This window comes from Filifactor alocis ATCC 35896, from assembly GCF_000163895.2.
In the GTDB taxonomy this organism is placed as follows: domain Bacteria; phylum Bacillota; class Clostridia; order Peptostreptococcales; family Filifactoraceae; genus Filifactor; species Filifactor alocis.
Genome location: NC_016630.1, coordinates 1,267,371 through 1,291,300 on the forward strand (window position 1 = coordinate 1,267,371; position 23,930 = coordinate 1,291,300).

At 36.9% G+C, this 23,930-nt stretch carries 13 protein-coding genes; 2 read left to right on the top strand and 11 right to left on the bottom strand.

Annotated features, from left to right (window positions below):
* Positions 1-19: 19 nt before the first annotated feature.
* From HMPREF0389_RS05585 to HMPREF0389_RS05595, 3 genes are all read right to left on the bottom strand, one after another.
* On the bottom strand, positions 20-1,744 hold the full coding sequence (locus tag HMPREF0389_RS05585) for an ABC transporter ATP-binding protein (RefSeq protein WP_000620708.1): 1,725 nt from the start codon (positions 1,742-1,744) through the stop codon (positions 20-22).
* Positions 1,741-3,510 (bottom strand): ABC transporter ATP-binding protein, encoded by a 1,770-nt coding sequence (locus tag HMPREF0389_RS05590; RefSeq protein ID WP_000727577.1) that lies wholly within the window; start codon positions 3,508-3,510, stop codon positions 1,741-1,743. The genes HMPREF0389_RS05585 and HMPREF0389_RS05590 overlap by 4 nt, the downstream gene beginning before the upstream one ends.
* 106 nt (positions 3,511-3,616) lie before the next feature.
* Entirely contained in the window at positions 3,617-4,231 is a 615-nt protein-coding gene (locus HMPREF0389_RS05595) for a TetR/AcrR family transcriptional regulator (protein WP_000166902.1), read from the bottom strand.
* Positions 4,232-4,520: 289 nt separating this feature from the next.
* Here HMPREF0389_RS05595 and HMPREF0389_RS05600 point away from each other — a divergent pair, with 289 nt between their 5' ends.
* Both HMPREF0389_RS05600 and HMPREF0389_RS05605 read left to right on the top strand, forming a co-directional pair.
* Entirely contained in the window at positions 4,521-4,871 is a 351-nt protein-coding gene (locus HMPREF0389_RS05600; protein WP_000013390.1) for a plasmid mobilization protein, read from the top strand.
* A 5-nt stretch (positions 4,872-4,876) separates the two neighbouring features.
* The gene (locus HMPREF0389_RS05605; RefSeq protein WP_001018653.1) at positions 4,877-6,208 is read left to right on the top strand and encodes a relaxase/mobilization nuclease domain-containing protein; all 1,332 of its coding nucleotides are present in this window, start codon (positions 4,877-4,879) and stop codon (positions 6,206-6,208) included.
* Between the two features lie 69 nt (positions 6,209-6,277).
* Here the strand turns inward: HMPREF0389_RS05605 and HMPREF0389_RS05610 are convergent, their stop codons facing one another.
* From HMPREF0389_RS05610 to HMPREF0389_RS05645, 8 genes are all read right to left on the bottom strand, one after another.
* Entirely contained in the window at positions 6,278-7,096 is an 819-nt protein-coding gene (locus HMPREF0389_RS05610) for a hypothetical protein (protein ID WP_001860230.1), read from the bottom strand.
* A gap of 43 nt (positions 7,097-7,139) precedes the next feature.
* Positions 7,140-15,974 (bottom strand): helicase-related protein, encoded by an 8,835-nt coding sequence (locus tag HMPREF0389_RS05615; protein ID WP_001222126.1) that lies wholly within the window; start codon positions 15,972-15,974, stop codon positions 7,140-7,142.
* 31 nt (positions 15,975-16,005) lie between these two features.
* Positions 16,006-17,718: a DNA topoisomerase 3 gene (locus HMPREF0389_RS05620; protein ID WP_014262670.1), complete on the bottom strand. Its 1,713-nt coding sequence runs from the start codon at positions 17,716-17,718 to the stop codon at positions 16,006-16,008.
* A 91-nt stretch (positions 17,719-17,809) separates the two neighbouring features.
* On the bottom strand, positions 17,810-18,667 hold the full coding sequence (locus tag HMPREF0389_RS05625; RefSeq protein WP_001860228.1) for a CD1107 family mobile element protein: 858 nt from the start codon (positions 18,665-18,667) through the stop codon (positions 17,810-17,812).
* Positions 18,645-18,881: a hypothetical protein gene (locus HMPREF0389_RS05630; RefSeq protein ID WP_000711919.1), complete on the bottom strand. Its 237-nt coding sequence runs from the start codon at positions 18,879-18,881 to the stop codon at positions 18,645-18,647. Before HMPREF0389_RS05630 ends, HMPREF0389_RS05625 begins: the two co-directional genes overlap by 23 nt.
* Before the next feature lie 17 nt (positions 18,882-18,898).
* Entirely contained in the window at positions 18,899-21,193 is a 2,295-nt protein-coding gene (locus HMPREF0389_RS05635) for a C40 family peptidase (protein WP_000412442.1), read from the bottom strand.
* 6 nt (positions 21,194-21,199) lie between these two features.
* Positions 21,200-23,629: a VirB4-like conjugal transfer ATPase, CD1110 family gene (locus HMPREF0389_RS05640; RefSeq protein ID WP_041250824.1), complete on the bottom strand. Its 2,430-nt coding sequence runs from the start codon at positions 23,627-23,629 to the stop codon at positions 21,200-21,202.
* Positions 23,541-23,930 (bottom strand): PrgI family protein, encoded by a 390-nt coding sequence (locus HMPREF0389_RS05645; protein WP_000332202.1) that lies wholly within the window; start codon positions 23,928-23,930, stop codon positions 23,541-23,543. The genes HMPREF0389_RS05640 and HMPREF0389_RS05645 overlap by 89 nt, the downstream gene beginning before the upstream one ends.

A 23,930-nucleotide genomic window follows, 5' to 3' on the forward strand; every position in this document is an offset into this window, starting at 1 on the left:
CCTCCTTTAAAATTGATTGTTACTGTACAATCTTCCATTCTTTAGACTTTTCTTGATAATTCCATAAGTCTTTATATAGTCCTTCATTTTTAATAAGTTCTTCATGCTTCCCAACTTCTTCTACCTTCCCTTTGTTTAAAACAACAATTTTATCAGCTCCCATTACGTTTCTTAATTTATGGGCTACAACCACAACTGTTTTATTTTTTATTAAATTTGATATTGCTTCTTGTATAATAAGTTCATTTTCAGGATCAAGTGAAGATGTTGCTTCATCAAGTAGTATTATTGGTGCATTTTTTAATATTGCTCTCGCTATTGATATTCTTTGTTTCTCACCTCCAGACAGAGTCGCTCCTCCTTGTCCAATCATAGTGTCAAATCCATCATCTTTTTTGACTATAAAGTCATAAGCTCCTGCCATTTTTGCAGCATTCATGATTTCATCTTTACTTGCATCTTCATTTCCAAATTTTATGTTGTTATAAATTGTGTCTTTAAAAAGATACACATCTTGAAAAACGACAGAAAATTTATCCATTAATTTATCAGGGTCGGCTGTTAGCAAATCTACTCCACCAATTTTAATTGTCCCTTCATTAGGATCATAAAATCTGGAAATTAATTTAATTAGTGTAGATTTTCCAGAGCCAGAGTAACCAACAAAAGCAGTTAATTCGTTCTCATTAATGTCTAATGAAACATTATTGATAACCTTAGACTCCTTGTAAGAAAATGAAACATCAGATATTTCAATTTTGTTGCTTTCGTTTACAGCACAATTTCCTGACATAGGTTTAGCCTTAAGTAAGTTAATGATTCTCTCTCCTGAAACGGATGCCATTTGTAAACCTGTATAATTTACAAGTGCAAGCTCCAAGGGATCAAAAATCCTTGTGCCTACAAATAAGAACATTAAAAATGTATCAATTTCCAAAGATCCATTTATAAATAAATAGGAACCAGCTAAACTCATCAAAGGAAGTCCTATTCTTAAAATCATACTTGCTATAGTAGTTAATGAACCAACTCCTTTCTCACTCTTAATATTTGCATTTCTTGAGTTGTCTATATCTTCTTCAAGTTTTGTTAATGTGTCATCTAAGCTGTTATAAGCTTTTAGAGTCTTAATGGCATCCAAATATTCATTTATATCTTCTTCCTCTTTTATCCTCATTTTCTTTGTTTTTAAATAAATTTTTTTCTGAAAGTTTTGCATGAGTGTAAGAAGTAGAACAGAAATAGGTAGTCCAATAAGTGTTGCTATTCCCATTTTTACATTGATTATCAAAAATAATATCGAGCAAAGAACCGCTACACATATACCACTAAAAAATTGAGGTAATTGATGCGTTACTGCCGTTTCAACTTTGAAAAAATCATTCATTAATGTATCTAAGATCTCTGCTGAACTTTTCCCTGAAATATAACCTATCGGCAGTTTTCTTATGTGGTCTGCAAGCTCTATTCTTCCATCTGCACTTGTCTTGTATCCAAGTTCATAGGTATATTTTGTGGCTAAATTTTCCAATAAGAATGTTATTAAGAAAAATATTGCCATTATCCCAAAATACTTCCATAAAAGGCTCGTATCTATACTATCTGCACCTCTATTTAAAAATAGTGTTTCTACAATTTTCGCCAAAGCAATAAATGGTATAAGGTTGGAAATAGATGCCAAAACGTTTAAAATAATTGATTTTCTTATATTATTCATCTTTCCTAAAGTAATATTTCTTATCATTCATTCTCACTCCCTTCTATATCCATTTGCCAAATATTTGTCTTCTTATAAATATCAAAGAGTCTCTTATATATTCCATTTGCAAGGATTAAATCTTCATGCTTACCTCTTTCTGCAATTTTTCCATCAGATATTACTAAGATTTGATTTGCATATTCTATGGTATTTAACCTATGAGCAATCATAATAACAGTCTTATCCTTGACCAATTCAGATAAAGCTTCCTGCATAAGATATTCATTTTCAGAGTCTGCAAAACTTGTTGCCTCGTCTAACACTAATATTGGTGCATCCTTCAAAATTGCTCTTGCTACTGCAATACGTTGTTTCTCTCCCCCAGATAAGTAAGTTCCTTTACCCAAAACAGTATTGTATCCATTAGGAAGTTTTTCAATAAAATCATGACACCTTGCTTTTTTACATGCTTTTATGACATCTTCTTTTGTAGAACCTGTCTTTGCCATAGCAACATTATTGAAGACTGTATCTGTGATAAGATCACTGTCTTGAAAAACAAATGCTATCTTGTCCATTAAGGTGTTTATCGGAATACTTTTTATATTAACTCCACCAATTTTAATAGAACCTTCTGAAGGATCGTAAAATCTTGGTATTAGCGTTCCAATGGTAGATTTACCTGCTCCCGAATAACCAACTAATGCTGTAACTTCTCCTTGTTTAGCACAGAAGCTTATATTCTTTAAAACCTCTTCATTTCCATAAGAAAAGCTCACATTATTAAATTCAAGATCATGACCTTTTATCCCTTCCTCAGTATTTTCAATTGCCAATTCTTTTTGATCTATAATTTCATAGACTCTCAAAACAACTTCATTTAGTAAATTCATTCCTTCTGCAAAATCTCTAAGCTTTAATGCAGGTACGCTAATTGCAGGTGCAAGAATCAAATAGAAAATAAAAACTGTAGCAAAATCCAAGTTATTATTTCGTGACATTAAAAGTATTCCTACAGGAACTATGAATGTAGCAACAGATAAAATAAACATTCTAAATGAGACAAATCCTGGTCTTATCATTGATGTCATCGAACTTGTAAAATCTCTATATTCTCCTACTGACTTTGAAAAAGTTTTAAATGATTTTGCTCCTGTTCCAAATATTTTCACTTCCGGCATACCTTTAACGTATTCAGTAGTTGCTGAATTAATTTGATCCAAAATCGCAAAGTTCTTCTCAAGTCCACCCGACTTTATAATCTTTGCCATGATTGCAATCTGAATTCCTAAACCAACAAATATAATTAACAAAGTCGTAAGACCTAATATTAAATTTATCTTCAACATAACAATTATCATTGCTAAAATTAGTGCTAAAGTTGAAATTAAATTTGGTAATTGATGAGAAAAATATCCCTCAATTTGATTCATGTCCGATCCTAATACTTGCCTTATTTTTGACTTGTTGTCTCCGGTAAAAAAACCTAAAGGAAGATTCCCAATATGAAATAATATCTTCTTTTTTAAGTTAGCTATTAAAACATATGAAAACTTATGGCATAAAATACCGCCAATGTAAGTTAAGCAATATGACAATACCACTGCTGCAAGTCCATAGATGCAGAACTGTATTGTACTTTGTTCTAATTTTCCATATAAAAATAGAGATTTTATGACTTTGTATATCACCAAAATTGGACAAATACTTAATAGCATACCAAGACTAACAAATAATATCCCTCCTACAAGTTGTCCTTTTTTTATTTCACTGTAGGAAATAATATCTTTGATTGATTTCTTCTTTTTCATCTAAAACATACCTCCTTCCGAACGAGTTCGTTCATTTGTCTTAAAACTAATACAAGGAAAACACCATTGATGTTTCCCTTGTAAAATACTTATATTTTATTTTTCTCTAATGAGGTCTTTGAAATAGCTCACTTATTATTCCAAAGGCTTCACTTGAATTTGTTTTGTTTTCTCCCTTAATAATATAGTCGTTATATATTGTGCCAACAGCTCCGTATAAAATAAAAGCTGCGAAACTTCTCACATTTTCTCTGTTTATTCCCATATTATTTTCTATTTTTTTATTTTCAATTCCTTCAATTATAAATTCTGAATAGACATCTATAAATTTTCCAATGTAATGAATCAATTCCCATAACCTGTAAGAGTTATCTGTAATTGAATTCTCTTTTGAAAAATTATATCTTGTCGTAAACTGACCGATATCTTTTACTATAAGTTCTCTTAAAATCTTTATTCTTTCTTCGTAATCTATTTCCTTGTTTTGAAGGATACCTAACTTATTTTTTAATTTTTCATCAAAGTATGTTTCCATACACGCCAAGAAAATATCTTCTTTTGATTTGAAATAATAATAAAACATTCCCGGCGCTCCATTAACTTCTGCAAGAATATCTCGCACAGAAACTTTCTCATACCCATACTTTTCAAAAAGTCTGGATGCTATATTTATAAGCTCCTGTTTTCTTTCTTCTGGATCTTTTACATTTCTCTTTGTCAAAACATCACCACCTATTGACCGACACTCGTTCTGTATGCTTATATATTAGTCCCTTCTAACCATTTTGTCAAGAGTATAGTAGAAAATTATACTTAAGTATGATACAATTATTAATAATTTTAATATATGCTTAATGCTTGTATTCTTTTGTAGCAAGCACAGTAAGTGTACGGACACTTACGGAAAAATTGATGAAGCAGCCCTTCGGGATCTGCTTCTTTTTTTATCAATTTTTAGCTTGTTAGGGAGACCCTAAAACCCCGAAATACATCTAAAGGAGGAACTATCTATGGCAAATAGGATACGAAATGAACGACTTGAAATTAAGTTGACTAAGGAAGAAAAAACTCTTTTTGAGGAGAAAAGAAAACTTGCGAAGTGTAGAAATATGAGCCATTTTATCCGCAAATGCGTTTTAGAAAAGGAAATTTATCAAGTCGATTTAGAGCCTTTTAGGGATTTACAAGGCTTACTTTCCAACGCAACAAACAACATCAATCAGATTGCAAATCGTGTAAATTCGACCGGTGTTATCTACAAAGAGGACATAGGCGATATGAAACAAGAGATTGAACATTTTTCAAAAGAACTGTGGCAAATTCATTCCTTGCTTCTAAACAGGACTTCCGGAGGTGATTAAAATTTATGGCGATTACAAAAATACATCCTATAAAATCAACCCTTCATCTTGCTATTGACTATATTGTTAATGGAGATAAAACAGATGAACAGCTTTTAGTCAGTACGCATAAATGCCATCAGTCAACTGCTCATACTCAGTTTTTAAGGACAAGAGGGGAGGCAGGAACTAAGGGAACTGTCCTTGCAAGACATCTGATTCAATCATTTTTACCGGGAGAAACAAGCCCTGAAATGGCACATCAAATCGGTCTTGAGTTATGTAAAAAGATCCTCAAAGATGAATATGAGTTTGTGTTATCGACGCACATAGATAAAGGGCATATCCATAATCATATCATCTTCAATAATGTGAATATGGTTAGTGGCAAGTGCTATCAGTCAAACAAAAAATGCTACCATAAAATTCGTTATCAGAGTGATAAGCTATGCAAACAAAACAACCTTTCCGTCATTGATGAACACTACGAAAGCTACAAGAAAAAATACAAGACGAGCGGAAAGTCTTGGTATGAAAATGAGCAGGCAAAGAAAGGTACTTCTTGGAAAAGTAGACTTCAATTTGATATTGACAGAATGATAAAACAGTCTAAGGATTGGGATGAATTTCTAAGGAAAATGGCTGAGCTTGGATATGAAATTAAGTATGGCAAACATATTGCTTTTAAGCCAAAAGATAAGCCGAGATTTACCAGAGCCAAAACAATCGGAGAAGATTACACTGAAGAAAGATTAAAAGAACGACTTGCAGAAAGATCATCTATTAAAACCCCTGCTGTCAAAAAACGCATCGGCATTGTTATTGATATGAACACCAATATGAAAGTAAAAGAAAGCAAAGGCTATGAATTTTGGGCAACCAAACATAACCTTAATACAATGGCTGAGTCTGTTATCTTCCTTAGAGAACACGGCATAAAATCTGTTCAGCAGCTTGACGAATTTATCAAGAAAAGTGCTGATGAAAGACAAAATTTACAGGATAAAATCAAGGCGATTGATAAGAAAATGGAACAGTTATCCACTACGATGGAGCAAGTTCATATTGTCAAAAAATATCGTGCCTATTACAAGGAATATAAGGCGAATACGTCTGATAGGGCATTTTTCGAGGAATACAAAGCTCAGATTACCCTCTATGAAAACGCTCTTTCCGAGCTTAAAAAGTCTTATTCCAAGCTGCCAAATTCAAGGGATATTTTATCTGAGCTTGATAAATTGCAAGAAAAAAAGAATACCCTTATGCAGGAGTATTCTTCCTCAAAATTGACTATGGACGAGCTTTATCAGATACGAAAGAACTATGGAATTTATATGGGTAAGGAGATGGAGAGATAATCTTTATCTCCTTTTTTTGAGCAACAAAAAAGAGCCGGTGCAGCCCTAAAGACCACACCGACCATCATCTTATCTTTCCGTTTCTTTTGACGATTCCTGCTTTACTTTTGGCTTTTCCTTATCTTCTGCCTGATATTCTTTGATAGCACCAAGTATGGATTTTTTATCGTTTTCTTTCCCTTTTTCAGAGCCGGTTAAGGTATTTAACTTGGCTTTCATTTTTTCAATATCTGCTCTAATCTGTCCTGATTGCTCCCAAGAATCTGCATAAAATAAGTCTTTTTCTCTTTCTTCTATCTTACTTTTCAGTTTAGCAATCTCTTGACTCTTATCCTGTCCTTTCATCTGTTCTTTCGCCTTTAAGAGCTTTGAGGATAATATCCTTACATTGCTATGCTCCTTGCCGTTATCATCAATAGAGGTTCTAAGCTGTCCGAATAGCTTTACGAAATCTCCCTGTTTAAAGTCCTTTGGAAGTTCACTCTTTTCTCCATAAGCGGAGCAATTATGATATACCTTATTACCCTCATCATCTTTGGAAACTACGGAGAAATTTGCCACCTTAAAGCCTTCTCCGTTCTTATTTTCTATTTCGATTACATCTACATTGCCTACAACATTTCCGACGATATTTACAAGGTCATCTTTCTCCTGCTGAACATAGGGCAGGTCTTTTATCTGCCCCTGTTCTCTTAAATCTTCAATCATATAGTCGAAATCTTCATGAAGCAGATTGATGGTATCATTTGCCATATAAGCATCATATAGCTTATCCAAGGCACTCTCATCATTGATGCCTTTTTCCATGCTGATAACCGCTTTTACGAAGTCCTTATGGTTATCATTTACCATATCCTCAATTTTATCTCGTATTGTTTTGTAATCCATGTTTTTATCTCCTTTCATGGTAAAAGGGAGCTTATAAGCCCCCTTATCTTGCATATTCCTGTTCTTTTGTAGTTTGTTTATCTTCCGTTTTGCTTTCACTTTGATAAGCTCTGATCTGTCCTAAAATAGACGGTTTATCTTCCGTTCTTTGAGAAGTTTCCTCTTTTGTATAAAGATTATCTTCCACATCATAGGTTGATTCAAAGTAATCACTGTCCCTGAAATCATTGTCATATCTGTCGATGATACCGTCATTATCGAGGTCTTTTGCAAGCGGATCATAGAAGTTTCCTTCATCATCAATATCAAGTCCCGTTGCTGCTCTTAAATCTTCGGAATCCACATAGATCAAATCTTCAAAAGAGGATAGCTCAATCTCATTTTTCATATTCCTTAGAGCTTCGTTCTCTCCCTTGTTTTCATAGTCGAAGCTCTCTGTTTTTACCACCGTATCATCAATATACTGTGTCCATGTTTTAGCTTCTAAATTCAGTTCGTACTGAATCCCATGTCTTTCATCGGGCGTATTGGTATAGGCAATCCCGATATGCTTTAAATCAGGATATAGCGTGTCAAATTCATCATAGCTGTGGTTTTCTTCATACTCTCTGTTACAGAAGTCAATAATCGCTCGTTTTACATCTTCCACAAGGGGATTGTCATTTCTCTTTTCTTCTACCTCTCCCATATCGAGCAGCTTATTCAGTTCGGCAAGCCTTAATACTTTAGTTTTCAGTTCATCTGCCTTTTCAAACGGCTTTTTAAGTTCTTCTTTGGCATTTTCAAGCTGTTCTTTGGTACTAACGAGCTTTTCTTCAAGCCTCTTTAATTTCTCAGGCATTTTCTCAAGAGCATTATCCAGTCTTGTCATATTTCCGTCTGCACTTGTGCCAAGCTCTCCTGAATGCTTTGCAGCACCGTTTAAGCTGAAATTATGCTCATTGGTAAAGAAGTTATAGCTGACCTCTAAATCCATATTTCTATACTTTCCTATCATCTTACTTTCATTGATTTTTACTTTTGAAATGGCTTCAAGAAGTTTTTCTCCTGCTAATTTCTTATCGGTAATCTTCTCGCCTAAAATAGTAATGGAAGTAAACTTTTCCTCACTGTCTGACTTAGGTTCAACTTCTGATATATCTTTCTTAACAGCTTCAATTAACTTTTCCGTCCTTGCAATTTCTTCCGGATAATTTTTAGCAACCTTGTCCTCTAATCTATAACGATTGGACTTATAGTTTGCTTCAAGCATTTTAAGTTTTGTAACCTCATTGTCCAAATCCATTTTTTCTTTGATTTTCGGATCTCCTGTGGCAAGAGCTTTAATTTCTGCATAGTTAAGGGAGCTTTCGTCCACATCTTCCGCAACACGAACGGGAGTCTTACTTGTCATAATTTGAGAAATGAACTTCTGCTTATTTTCTATGGTCTGCCACAAATATGCATCAAAGGTATTCTCCGTAACATAGCGATAGATATTTACCTCTTTATTTTCATTTCCCTGTCTTACAATTCTACCTGCTCTCTGTTCAAGATCCGCAGGACGCCAAGGTACATCCAAATCATGCAGTGCAATCAGCTTATTTTGCACATTTGTCCCGGCTCCCATCTTCTGAGTAGAGCCGAGCAATATCCTCACATCTCCCTTACGCACCTTTGCAAATAGTTCGTCCTTTTGCTTATCTGAATTAGCTTCATGAATAAAGGCTATTTCTTGTTTCGGGATTCCCATTGCAACGAGCTTTTCTCTGATGTCATCATAGATGTTAAACTCTCCATCGCCTTTCGGTGTGGACATATCGGAAAATAGTAGCTGTGTGGATTTATTCTCCTTGGTCTTATCCCAAATACTAAAGACATTTTTCACGCAAACATTGACTTTGCTGTCGGGATTATCAGGAAGTAGGGGATTGATCAGCCTTTGGTCAAGAGCAAGTTTCTTACCGTCATTGGTGATTTTCAGCATATTATCTTCATCAGGCTCTACCGCTTTGTTTCTCACATCATCTGCCCGTTTTGATAAGCTCTTTAAGATTTCTTTTTGCTCCTCGCTTGGCAAAGTCTTAATGACTTCATAGTGTGCTTCAGGTGTTGGAAGATTAAGCATATCCGCTGTCTGAATGTCCGCAACTTCCTTAAACATAGACATTAGTTCAGGCAAGTTATAGAACTTGGAAAATCTTGTCTTTACTCTGTATCCTGTTCCCTCCGGAGATAATTCAAAAGCTGACTGCGTTTCCCCAAAGGTAGAAGCCCAAGAGTCAAAATGCTCCAAATTATTCTTTTTAAGGCTTTCATACTGAAGATAACGCTGCATGGTATAAAGCTCGGTCATGGAGTTTGATACAGGCGTTCCTGTGGCAAAGACAATTCCTTTTCCATTTGTCATTTCATCCATGTATCTACACTTCATGAACATATCGGATGACTTAAAGGCTTCGGACTGCCCGATACCTGCTACATTCCTCATTTTTGTGTAAAGATAGAGATTTTTGTAGCCATGTGCCTCGTCAATAAAGAGCTTATCTACGCCAAGTTCTTCAAATGTAATGACATCATCTTTCTTAAAATCATCGTTTAATTTCTCAAGCCTTGTTTCAAGTTTTTTCTTTGTTTTTTCAAGCTGCTTTACCGTAAAGTTCTGATTTCTGTCATGCTTGTATTCCTCTACATAGTTTATGATTTCATCAATCTGATCCTGAATATGCTTCTCTTGGTATTCTTTTGACATCGGGATTTTTTCAAATTGCGTATGCCCGATTACAACCGCATCATATTCGCCTGTTGCAATTTTGCCGATAAATCTTTTTCTGTTTTTCGGCTCAAAGTCTTTCTTATCTGCGACCATAATATTTGCCGACGGATAAAGCTGCATAAACTCTCTGCCAATCTGTCCTGTTAGATGATTCGGTACAACAAAGAGAGATTTACTGCACATTCCAAGCCTTTTACTTTCCATTGCGGAAGCGACCATCTCAAAAGTCTTTCCGCTTCCTACCACATGGGCAAGCAGGGTATTTCCTCCATAAAGGCTTCTTGCAATGGCATTTCTTTGGTGTGGTCTGAGTTTGATTTCCGTATTCATTCCTTCAAAAGAGAGATTACTTCCGTCATATTCACGATTTCGGATAGAGTTAAAACGCTCATTGTAGAGCTTCACAAGTCTGCTTCTTCTTTCCTGATCACTAAATATCCAGTTCTTAAATTCTTCTTTTAGAAGTTCCTGTTTCTGTCCTGCAAGGAGAGTTTCCTTTTTATTTAAGACAGAACTTTTTGAGCCATCCGGATTTTCAATCTGGTCAAAGACCTTTGTTTCTTTAAGGTTTAAGGCATCTTCAATCAGCTTATATCCGTTTATCCTTGATGTTCCGTAGGTCATTTCAGCAAGGTCATTTCCTCTGTCTTTGCTCTTTCCTTCAATATTCCATTCACTTGTAAGATTTGAGAATTTGACCTTAATATCCCATCTTGCCCAGCCCGGTGTTTTCAACGTTTCAAAGATGAATTTCTCTATATCCTTAATCGGTATCCAAGTTGCTCCAAGACGAACGCTGATTTCACTTGCTTCCAGTTCTTTCGGTAATACTTTGGTAAGTTCCGATTTTTGATATTCCAAACGGTTCATCTCATAGCTTATCAGCTCTTTTTCTTTGCCATCTTCCGCATAGCCAAGATGAGGTAGTTCCCGTTCCGTTTGTCTTAACTTTGCAAGGTAACTGTCTACGATGGTAATCTTTTCTCTGATATTCCCTGATAGGTATTCGTCCTTTGTAACATAGCCATACTTATATGAATTGCTGCCATTTGCACAGGCGAAAGGCAAATCTCCATCTTCGGGGTTAAAGGATAGCGGTCTGTAAAAGTTCTGTTCTTCCCTGATACTTAGATAAATCTCTCCCCTTAATTCTTCTATTAGAGTAGGTCTATCTTTTCCCGTCAGGTTTTCCATATAGTCAAAGTCCACATAGCCTTTTTCCGACATAGATAACACAAGAGATTCCAAAGAAGTATCCACATGGTCAATGGTCTTTGCCTTTGTGATTGTCCTCTTGGAGAATATATCCCCCTTTGCCTTAAAGTTTTCTTCTTCATCAAGGATTTCAATGGAGGAAACAAGCGGGAAGTTACTGTCCTCTTTAAAGGCTCTGGTATTGGAAAGGTTATTGACATATCCATGCTTTTTAGAAAAGCGGTCATAGACTTCATTGAGCTTTTCTTGAGCTTTCTTTACCTCATCATCGGAATAGTCCTCTTTCTGCTTGTAGATAACATCTTTAAGGGCAGTATTCAGTTCAAGATAGTCCTTAATCTTCTCCTTATTCTTATCCGTTATCTCTTTCTTTACAAAAAGGGAATTTTCTCTGTAATACACTTCGTCATCAATGATAGTATATGAAAAATTTTTGACATCATCTGTGGCAGGGATAGATGTGATTTCATCATCAAGTAGCTCTATTTCTTCATAGGCTGTTCCTTTGGATATTTCTTCACTTGCCCTTGCAAGCAGCTCCTTTAAATCGGCATTTTCTCTTGGCAGACAAGCAAGGGCGTTTCCAAATCTTCCTGACACTTCTTCCATAGAGCCAAGCACCATCTGAGGATTCTCTACAAAGTATTTGTTATATGTCAGCCCATTTTCATCTTCTGCAAGATGTATCCAGTCCTCGTCCCTTTCTCTTATACTGTCCCTTTTCTTTAGGAAGATAATATCCGAGGTTACTTCCGTTCCGGCAACACCCTTAAAGGTATCGTTTGGAAGTCTGATTGCTCCTAAAAACTCCGCTCTTGCTGCAAGGTATCGTCTGACACTTTCATCCTTTTTATCCATCGTGCCTGAAGATGTAATAAAAGCGATAACACCACCATTTCTAACTTTGTCAATGGATTTTGCAAAAAAGTAGTCATGAATTAAAAAGTTATTTTTGTTATACTCCCTGTCATTGACCTTGTACTCTCCAAAGGGTACATTCCCGATAACCGCATCAAAGAAATTATTGGAAAAGGAAGTTTCTTCCAGTCCTTTAATCTGTATATCACTTTCCGGATATAGAAGTTTTCCAATGCGACCGCTTAAGGAGTCAAGCTCTACACCATAAAATTTACTGCTACTCATTTCATCCGGTAAACTTCCGATAAAGTTTCCGATGCCCATTGACGGTTCTAAGATATTGCCATTCTTAAACCCCATTCCTGAGAGTGTAGAGTAGATACTGTCAATGACTGTCTTAGGCGTATAAAAAGCTGTTAAAGTTGATTCCTTAGCAGCTTCGTATTCTGATGACGATAGATTTTCTTTTAAGAATGCTCTTGCTTCTTTCCACTGACCTTCTCTGCTTTCGTCAAAGACTTCGGAAAGTCCGCCCCATCCTACATATTTTGCCAAGACTTCCTGAGCTGTATTGTCAAGCTCTCTTTGTCCACTCTCCACTCGTTTAAGCATGGAGATTGCTTCAAGGTTTTGGTTTAACCTTTCACTTGGCGTTAATTTTTCAGGGAGGATTTCTTCGGTAATCTTAAAATTATGAGCTTCTATTTTTAGTTTTTCTGCCTTTTCATCAATGTCTTGAATCGTATCTTTAGCTTTCTTGTATGTCAGATTTTCAAATATTCTCTCAAGGTCGCTCTCTAAACGATAGGGAATCACATCGGAGCCTGTTATCATACCACTGAGATATTCGGTATTATCCTTAACCGTTACGGTCTTTAGGTTATTTCCCATATTATCAAAGCGGGTAATGGTACAATCCTTATCCTTATATTTCACTTCATCGCCAATCAAAAATCTCGGTCTTTCAATGCTTATCTTTCTTAATAGCTCCTCATTATCCATAAACGGTACGATTGCAATTTGCCTATTTCCATCTCTTGCCGGATACAGCCATACCTCCGGCTTTCCGTTTACTTTATTTTTTTCAATATCCTTTGCAATATATGTTTCATGGTCAAAATAGACGGTATCACCTTGTTTCACTGCAAATTGTTCTGCAAGGCTTTCCTCTTTTTCATTCAGCTCTACTTCTTCTTTTTGCTGAATGTAGTCAAACAGGGTAGATTGAACAGGACTTTTTTCATCAAGTAAATTATCTTTGTTATCTGTATCCTCTGTACTAATCCCTGATAACCTGCTCCTGTCGTTGATAATACCCTCGGCTTCTTCTAATGAAATTCCCATTTCATCGCTAAGATAAAAGATGTCCTGTTCCTTTTGATTATCTTTTGCGGAAAGCTGTCCGTTAAATACTCGGTCTATTTCTTCCTCACTCATCTGTTTTACAAGCTCGGTATCTTTGATTTCTTGAAAAGTCTTTGGAAAATCTTCCAACACAAGTCTTTGAGCATTAAGTTCTTTCAATTCATTCAGATTGAAATATCCCCATTCAGGTTCAATTCCGACTACAAGCCCAAAGGCTTCTCCGCTTTCCCTGTCATACTCTGTCATATACCAAGTCCAATTACTTTTAAAAGGAATGATATATGCTGCATGAACTTCCTTATCCGCTAAATCAATTTCTTCCTGTGCGTAAAGCTCCGGCACCCGTTTCAGCATTTCATCAGTCATCAAGTTTTCAGGATTATCTTTCGAGTAATAGTGTGGCTCTTTTACTTCTTCCTTCTCCGCTATATTTTCTATGTGCTGTTCCTCAAGGTAAAGGTTTTTAGAAAGCAGCTCGTCAATATGCTTTGCCACACTTGTCCAAGTGAGAAACACATCTTTACAATTATCCTTTTCAAGTTTTATTCCTTTGGCATCGTGCCATTCTCCACTACCTGTCAAGCCTGATACCGCATGGCTTCTTCCTCCTGTTCCATATTCATCTTTTAAGAAGTCGGCTTTTTCCTGTAAAGTGTGATTTTCTTTGAAAAACTTTGTAATTCGCTCTTTTCCTCTATCGATTCCGCTTCCCCTTGAAATAGTAGCAAGGACTTCATCTTCTGTAATAAAGGCTTTTACTTTTGGAAGTTCAGTAAGATTGGTACTGTATTCTTTTCTTGGCAGTGCAAGCTCCTGTAATTTCTGATAAAGGCTGTCCACCTTATGATAGTGAAACCTTAGTACATCTCTATCTTCTCTATATGCTTCTAAAAATCGTCCATACTCTTTGATGACATCCCCAAGGTGTTCAGGATTTTTCAGTGCCTCGGATAATCTTTTTGTTTCATCCGGAAAGCCACCTCCTTTTTCGAGAAATTCAAAAAAGCCTTGTTCTTTTCCTTCCTCACTCAAATCGTGAATAAGATACCATAGGGACTCTGAAATCCGATCTCTTTCATAATCCAAAGCTTCTGAAATCTCCACATTGGTAGCAAACTCTCCGTTTTCCAAAAGTTCAGCAATTCTATTTGCCGCATCACTCCAACTTAAAACCTGCGTATGATCTTCTCTTGCCGATGTTCCGGAAGCAAAATGAATCCCCTTATCCGAATACCAGGAAGATACCTCTCTTTCATCAATATACAGTCCGTTTCCACCGTTAAAGGTATCTTTTAGGTATTCTCCCAATTCTTCATTGCTTTTTCCTTTGGAAAACTCGGCAATGACAGGAAGTCTGCCCCCATCGTGATTTCCCCCGTTAATCAGGAACACATCTTTTTCCTTTTGGCTAAGAGGAACGGTCAGGATCAGTTGTCCGTAAGCATTTTCAGGCAAAGAAAAAGAAGCCTTGTCCGCTTCTCTTATCTCTGATTCGGTATTTTCTTTTAGATTTCCACGACTTCCTTGATGGTCATTTCTTTGAGAGCTGAAATCATCGCTCCATACTGCGGATCGCTCTTGCTCTCTATCTTCCAAGCTTCCATCAGTTTCGGCTTCTCTGTTCTCATAAACGCTATCGCCTGTTTCTGAATGTCCATCAAATGATTGGTCAGTTTCTTCTCCTTGTATAAATCCACTAACATCTCGAATCGGCTCTGCTCCTCGCTCTGTGAAAGATAATCCAGCCTCATCACTGCGTAGGTCGGATTGGGATATTCCTTGATGAATTCCGTCTGTTCCTCCAAGCTGCTTAGTGTATTCTCCCTGATTTTCTCTATTATCTCGTCCGTACTCCCCATTTCGGAGAACTCGCTCGTTTTCATTTCTTTTCTGATCATCTCGTCGAAGTACATTTTCTTCTACCTCCTCAATTTCTTCTCTAATCTTATTATATCCTGCTTCTTTACCTCTTAAAACTTCTTTGTCAAGCTCTTTACTTTTCTGAATGGTCGCATCAATGATATTTCCGCTAATATCCGATACGGTTTCACCAAGACTCATAAGAGATATACTATCAAGTCTTTCAAAATTTTCTCTTAAAAGTTCACTATCCATAGGATAATCAAGCTGAAACCTTGAAGATACCGCATAGCTCACTGAATCTCTCACAAACTTTGTAAAAGATATTCTATTCTCATCGGCTATTCTAAGCTCGTTCATTAGACTGTCTATCTTTTCATCTCCGTAAAGCCTGCTTAAAGAAAAGATATTTTCTAAGATACTTTCACTCTCTTCATATCCCTCACTTTTTATCATTTCCTTTAACACATCTTGATGCGCTTCTTTATCGAATCTCCATAGATTTACTTCATTGACATCTCTGTTTCTTGAAACTGTCTGAGCTATATCAAAGATGTAGTCAACCTTTTTATATGTGCCGTAGTCCTCTAAAATCGGAATTCCTTTTTGTCCTCGCATAACAGTTCGGTGAAAGCGTTCACGCCAATAATCGAACTTGGCGCAGGCTGTCGCTTCCGGATTTTTATCATAGATACTTAACTGACTTCTAAAATCATATCGTTGATTGTTTCCGACAACCTTTAGGAGCTTTAAATATTCCGCTTCACTATGCAGAATATCCTGTTTTACAAGCTCCAAAATATTATGAAAATCATTGATTCGCATTTTTACCTCCTTTTTCTAATATTCATTTTTCCTATTCATTCTTCTGGTGTTCCTCTACCGTATGTTTTATCTGTTCCTCAATCTTTTCTAAAAATTCTTTTTTGGAAGATTTGCCCTGTGCTATTTCAGACAATTCCATTTCCCACTGTGCCGTCATTTCTGCTGATTTGAAGTTATCTACGACAATCTCAATCAGGCTTTTTCCTTTCGGTGTTGCAATCAGATTCTTCTTATCTCGTTCAATAAATTCTTTGTAAATCAGATTTTCAATAATGCCTGCTCTTGTTGCCGGTGTTCCAAGTCCTTCTCTTTCCACTTCAACACCTTTTTCCAATGCATCATTACCTGCAAGCTCCATAGCTTTTAAGAGTGTGTCCTCCGTAAAGTGTTTCGGAGGTTTAGTGTACTTTTCTTTAATCTCTTTATTTTCAATGATAATAACATCTCCAATGCTTACATCAGGAAGCTCCAAATCCTCATTCTTATTGAACTTGTATTCTTTAAGATATTTTGTAAAGCCCTCGTCCTTAATAACCTTACCAGTACTCGTAAATTGAAAGCCGTCAAATTCAGCTACAATCTTCGTTGTATTTTCCACTAAAGGATAGCCCACACTTGCATGGAGCTTATTAGAAATCAGTCGATATACCTTTGCTTCACTCTCAGGAATACCCGATAAATCTTCACTCAGTGAGCTTACTGTAGGAATAATCGCATGATGATCCGTAACCTTTTTTGAGTTAAACACCGTCTTGATACGACCTGTATCAAAGTCATTTTTGCCCAAAATATTATTGACGGTACTTGTAATCATATCTTCAGTAAGGCATCTGCTGTCTGTTCTTGGATAGGTAATCAGCTTCTTTTCATACAAACTTTGAGCATAGTCGAGAGTTTGCTTTGCAGAATATCCAAAATACTTATTGCACTCTCTTTGAAGTGTCGTAAGGTCAAATGGTAAATCAGGCTTTGTAATTTTCTCTTTTTGGATAACATCAGTGATTTCAATCTTATCGCCAACTAAATTGATTAGCTGTTCAGCAGCAACCTCATCATCAATTCGCTCAGTCGAAAGTATAAAGCCGTTCATAGATAGCTCCACTGTGTAGTATTTATCTTTCTTAAAATTAGTTATCTCGTCATCTCTTTTTACAATCATGGCAAGAGTCGGTGTCTGTACTCTCCCAACACTGTAATTTTGCTTATATAAGCAAGAGTATAGCCTGCTGATGTTCATTCCAACAAGCCAGTCGGCAACCGCTCTTGCTTGAGCCGATTCAAAGAGATTATCATAGTCTTTTCCGTCTTTTAGCTTATCAAAGCCGTCTTTAATTGCACTATCTTCCATGGAGGAAATCCAAAGCCTTTTCATCTTCTTTTTACAGCTTGCCTGAAGATATACAAGTCTAAAGATTGCTTCTCCCTCTCGTCCGGCATCGCAGGCATTGATAACAGTATCAATCGCCTTATCATTCATCAGTTTTTTTAGGACTGCAAACTGCTTCTTTGTTGCCTTTGCCACTTCATACTGATATTCACTTGGAATAATCGGCAAGTCATCAATCTTCCATTTGGCATACTTTTCATCGTAAGAATCGGGATTTGCCATTTGAATTAAATGCCCGACACACCAGCTTACTCTGTACCCGTTTCCCTCATAGTATCCGTCTTTTTTATTCTTTGCTCCTATTATCTTTGAGATTGATAATGCAACACTTGGCTTTTCAGCAATTACAAGTTTCATATATATTTTTCCTCCCGTTTTCAATATAAGAGGGCGAAAGATTTTCTCTCCTTCGCCCTGTGTTTTACAGCAAATAGTATCTTTTTTACTCCTAATCTTCTTCGCTGTCCTCTGTTTCATCTTCCAGTTCCTGATTTTCAACTTCTTCATTTTCCGTTTCTTCACTGCCTTCCGCTTCCGAGAAGAAATCATCATCTTCCTCGAAGGCTTCCAGTTCCTTATCTTCTTTCTTTTTTGCCACCTTAAAATAATAGCCTGCTCCCAATGCCCCCAAAGTTACAAGAGCAAGCAGGATATATGTTCCGGTGCTGCTTTTTTCTTCCTTTTTTTCAGGCTTTGCTTCTTCTTTCGGTTCGTCCTTTATGGGTTCTTCCTTAACTACTTCTTTCGGTTTTTCCTTGATTTCTACCATATTGAGCAGATCATCTTCCGAAACTTCGGTAAGAAGCATGACATTTTCTCCCTGTTCATCATGATTGATAATGAGATGAAAGGTCTTTCCGTTCTTGGTCTGAAAAGTAATAAACTGTCTGGCATCCGCAGAATATTTATCCGTTTCTTTGTTATCGCTACTATCTCCATGATGAATGGGATACTCCTGATTGGCATTATTTACATTCTCCGTAACACTTGCCCTTGATTTGGTAGGCTCGGTCGGAATCCCTTTATTGGTATTGGTTGTTTCTCCGTTTGAAACCATTTTTTGCTTTAAATTCTCCGGCTCTTTTGCAGTCAATTTATTGGGATAACGCACTTCTTTTTCTTCTTCCTTTTTAATAACTGTAATTTCAGGTTTTTTCGGTTCTTCCTTTACTGTTTCCTTTGCTGCTTCTTTTTCATCAACTTGTGCATAGGCTACCGATGGGTAAGCTGCCAAAATGACCGTAACAGCAAGAAGTAATGCTGTCATTAACCTTGTAAATACCTTATTTTTCATAACTGTTCTCATTTGTTTTCTCCTTTTTCATTTCCGTTTGTTCCTTTTTAACCTTTGCCATTAAATCTGTAATTGTGATATTGTTTTTTCTGCAAATGGCAATAATCTCCTCATTTTCAAGTTCTTCTTCACGAATCAATAAAGGCTCCAATTCTTCATCAATCAGAGCCTTTTTATCCTTTAACTTTTGAATTTTGTTTTTCACTGCTGTAAGTTCTTTTTTCACATTTTACCGTCCTTTCTTTACTTGACTCTGCCGAAGCCGTAGAAATGCTCCCTCCAGTAAGGTGTATTGATACTGACAAAGCGAATCGGATCGCCTGCATGAATCATCATACCGTTTCCTGCATAAATGCCGACATGAGAAATAGGGGAGCCGCTGTCATAGGTGTTCTTAAAGAAGATAATATCTCCCGCCTTTGCTTCACTTGGAGATACGGGATTGCAGTAAGTTTTGTATATTCCCCAAGCGGTTGTTCGTGGCATATTCTTGACACCCGAATGGGTAAAACTCCAGCACACAAAGGACGAACAGTCGAAGTTATTCGGCCCGTTCGCCCCAAATACATATCTCTTTCCGATATGCTTTTCCGCTTCGTTAAACAGTGCCTTCACCGTTACATCGTCAAAGGCAATTCCCGGATTTGAAAAGTCGGGATTGTCTACAATCTCCGATAAATTTCCGTTTCCGCTTCCAAAGACAGTTTCCATGTTTCCCTTAGAGGCAAGCAAGGCTTCATAGTGAAGAACATTATCGGGATACTCTGCGAAGATTTCTCTTACGATACTGTCCATTTCCCTTTTCTTCAGTGTTACTATGAGCTTCTTATACTCATAAGCTTCTTCATGACTTTCGGTATGCTCATTGCCATCTTCATCGGTATATGTTTCCGTAACCGTCCTGTATCTGATTTCAATTTCTTCTCGATAAGATAAATCATACATCTTTGTAAAAATGTCATGGATGATACTTTGAACTTCCTTTGAATCCTTAATTTCTCCACATCTTGAAGTGATGTAGGATAAAAGCTCATGGGTGTTGTGTCCGATTTCTCCCTCTTTTTCTATGAGATATTCATCATAGCCGGGATAATTTTCTTCTACGGAACTGATTTCATCTTGCAGACCTTCTTCCAATCCCGAAAACTGTTGATTGATTTCACTTAGTACATTTTGGTCGGAAAGATAGGTTGTAGTTAATACGCCGCTTGTAGAGTTTATCATTCCGGTCATGGAGGTGCCTGCAAATTGAATGATAAAAGTCCCCAAAATAATAAGACCTATGACAATCATCATAAGTCCCTTTGCTTTTCGTATCAGCATTTCTTTGGAGCTTTTCAGTGTTCCGATCAGACTTTCTTTGATACGATCTCTAAGCCTTGATTTATTTCGTTTCCCAATAGCGGATTTCATCTGCTTTTTCTTTTGAAACTTCTTAAAAGCATTTGCTTGCTTATATTCCTTTGTTTTCTTTAATTCCTCTTTGGCTTCCCGAAACTCCAATTTTGATTTACGCTTTCGTATCTTGTAATCTTTTTTGCTTAGGTTATAGCTTTTTTTAGCCTTTTTCTTATCGGCATAGTTTTTTATCCCATGAAGTAATTTTGAATTGCCGTCTGCAATCTTTTCTCCGGTTTCCACACCCTGATTTTCATCACTGCCATGGGATAGGTAATCCCTTACCGCTTCACTTCCTTTTGCTAAACCTGACAGAACAGATCCCTTTGCAGACTTTTTCTTTTCTCTGCCCTGAATCATCTCTTTGGAAGACTTTTTCCCTTCCGTCTTATCGTCTGCGTGATTGTCTTCCTTTTTCCTTGTATAGACCTTATCCGAATAGTTTTTTCGTTTATACAGCTTCTTTTGAGCATTGTGCTTTTTGTTAGAGTGTTCCGTTATACCTTCTTTGGTATGAAGATTATCTTCCACATCATAAGTCGATTCAAAATAGTCGCTGTCTCTAAAGTCATTGTCATACCTGTCGATGATACCATCATTATCAAGGTCTTTTCCCAAAGGATCGTAGATTTCTTCATTTTGACTGTACTTTCCTTCCGTTCTTAACTCTTTTCTGACTTTTTCAGCCATTTTTCTTTTCTTTAAAAGCTCGGCTTTTTGTTCTTCAAAGGAGATTTCCTTTTCTGTTTTTATGCTTTTCGGTGCAGAAACTATCTCATCGGCTATTGTTTCATCATTTGCAAGGGAAGTAAAAACACTGTTTTCATCGCCGGAGACAAGAGGGGATTTATTATCTTCTTTTGAGGTATCTGTTTCCTTGTCTTTTACAACATTTTTAAGCTGTTTCACCTTTCTTTTGGAACTTCCTTGCAAAAGCTCATTCTTGGAATTTCTTTTGCTTTCCTTTTCGTGGATCTTATCCTGAAATCGGTCTTTCTCGTGAATAATTTTCCCTCGGTAATCATCGCCATGCTTTAATTTACCGGCTTCATCCGCATCCATATATTCTTTCCCTAACAGTTTTGCTTCCTCTTTGATTTTCTGCCTTTCCTTAAAATCTCGCCTTAATTTCTTTTCCACAAGCTATCACCTCACTTCTTCCGGTTTCGTTGTCATCTTCTGGTAAAGAATGGTATCTTTCGGGAACTTATCAATAAAGGGAACGATGGTGTTTCCGAAGAATAACAGTCCTTCTCCCGCATTGGAATTGGTAACATATTTAAGCTGCGGTTTGGAAATTTTCAGTTTTCTTGCCAAGATTTCCCGATCTCCTGACGCTTGATTGAGCATTAAGACAAAGTCCGTATTATCAAAGATATTTTCTATCTCCTTACTCATCAGTAGGTCTTTGACATTCTGCGTGATGCCGGTCGGAATTCCTCCCCATTTTCTGAAACGCTTCCATATTTCTACGGAGTAGGAAGCGGTCTGTTCTTCTTTTAGAAGCAAGTGAAACTCATCGATGTAATACCTTGTTGCCTTATTTCCTCTATTTTGAGATACCTTATTCCAAACCTGATCCTGAATCACAAGCATTCCGATTTTTTTAAGCTGACTGCCCAGTTCCTTGATGTCAAAACAAAGGAGCTGCTTATTTAAGTCCACATTGGACTGATGGTTAAATACATTAAGAGAGCCTGTTACATAGATCTCCATCTCCGTTGCCAGTTTTTTTCCGACCTTTTCTTCTTGATTTTTTAACATATCGTATAGATCTTGTAAGATAGGCATGTTTTTCGGTTCAGGTTCGTTAAAATACTTCTCATAAATCTTAGGTAAGCACCTGTCTATAACCGACTTTTCCTCTGCTGTCAGTCCGCTTCCTCCAACGACAAGTTCAAGCATAGACATGATGAAGTTTGCCTTGTCTTTTAACGGTGTATCTCCATCGCCGTAGTTCATATTGATGTCAAGGGGATTGAGGTAATCCTTTGATTTACTGCTAACCTTAATGACTTCTCCGTTAAACTGACGCACAAGATTGCCATATTCGCCCTCCGGATCGCAGATGATGACATCATCATCCGTTACCAAAATCGCATTTGCCATTTCACGCTTTGCACTAAAGGACTTACCGCTTCCGGGTGTTCCTAAGATTAACCCATTGGGATTCTTTAATTTCTTTCGATCCGCCATAATCAGGTTATGGCTTAGTGCATTCAGTCCGTAGTATAAGCTGTTGCTTGAATTTATGAAAAGCTCCTCTGTGGTAAACGGTATAAAGACGGCTGTTGATGAGGAAGTTAAGCCTCTGTTAATCTCCAGCTTATTCACGCCAAGAGGAAGTACGCTTACAAGTCCCTGTTCCTGTGCATGATCAAGTCTTTTTAATTTGCAGTTGTGCTTATTGGCAATAGAGCTGATTTGTGCAATGGCGTTTTCCAGTTTCTGTACTGTCCTTGCAAAGTTCATAAAGATAATGGTTACGACAAACATACGCTCATCTCTTGTCTGCAAGTCTTTGAGTAGGCTTTTCACATCTTCACCATAGGTAATTAGGTCTGAGGGTAAAATGTCCATATCATAACCCGCTCTTACCGCCTTTTTGTTTTCCTCAATTCGCATTTTGTCGATGTCGGTATTTTTTCGTTTTACCATCTTAATGGCTTCCGACTGCTCGATCGCCTTGATATGAAAGGAAATATTGATGTTATCATCAATATCCAAAAACTCGGCAAGCATACGGTCTGAAAGTTCACTGGCAAGGATTTGAAAATGGCTTATCGCTCCGATAAACTTCCCGAACTTAAAGTATCTACTCGGTGTAAAGTTAAATTCATCAGGCGTAATGTAGCTTTTGGTGCTTTCTTTTTTCTTTAGGTCTTTGTAGGAAAACTCAAAGGTCTTGCCCGGATTTAATACATCGTGAAGGATTTTCAGCCTTTCTTCTCCATTTAGGCTTTCTGCACGCACGCCCATACTTTTTAGGGAAGATAAGATGTCAATCTCCAGTCTTTCCAGTTTTGAGATTGCCTGCTCCATATTGTCCGCTTCGACGGTAAAAGTAATATACTTTGATTTTCTAAGCCCGTTATTTCCCTTTACAATCTGATTTTTTAGCATCTCTCGAAACTCAAGGCGTATCTCGTCAAAGCCGTCTTTTTTATCCGGTATCTGAATTGCCGACTGCATTTCTTCGTTTCTGCCAAGCTGATTGATATACGAAAGCTCAATCTTGACACTCGGATCAAAGGAATTTAAGAAGTTGGCAAACTGATTAAAAATAAGGTCTCGATCTTCCTCTAAGGCAAGCTGATAGTTAATATCTTCAAAGGCTATGCTTTTACTGAAGTGTTTTTCATCACTCTGGCATATCCCGCTTTTCAACATTCTAAGATAGGGAAGGGTATCTTCTACAGTATGGCGTTTCGGCTCTTTCTTAAAGATAAGGCTCAAAAATCCGTCTTTCTTTTTTTTCATCTTTGTTTTATCTTGCTTTAATTCCTGTTTCTCCTTTCTTAACGCCTTTTCGTTTTGCATGAGCTTTAGCTGCTGAATTTTTCTTTTGCTGTTCAAGGTAAACCTCCTTTCTCACACGCTTTTGCGGTTGGTAAAACTTGTGTAAATAGATATACTTAAAATATTTTTCAAAGGTCAGTCCGTCTTTTTCAAACAGTGTAATGAAAAAAATGGGAAGTGTAGACACGATGAGAAATAGAATCGCTATATCATTTGCTACAAACTTTCTCATAAATAAATAGACCGGTATTCCTACCAGCCCTGCGAGAGTAAATCCGATCAGCTGTCTTTTGGTTAAGTTAAAAGCGACCTTCGTTTTTACTTTCTTTAAGTCTTTCGGGATTGGTACATACGCCAT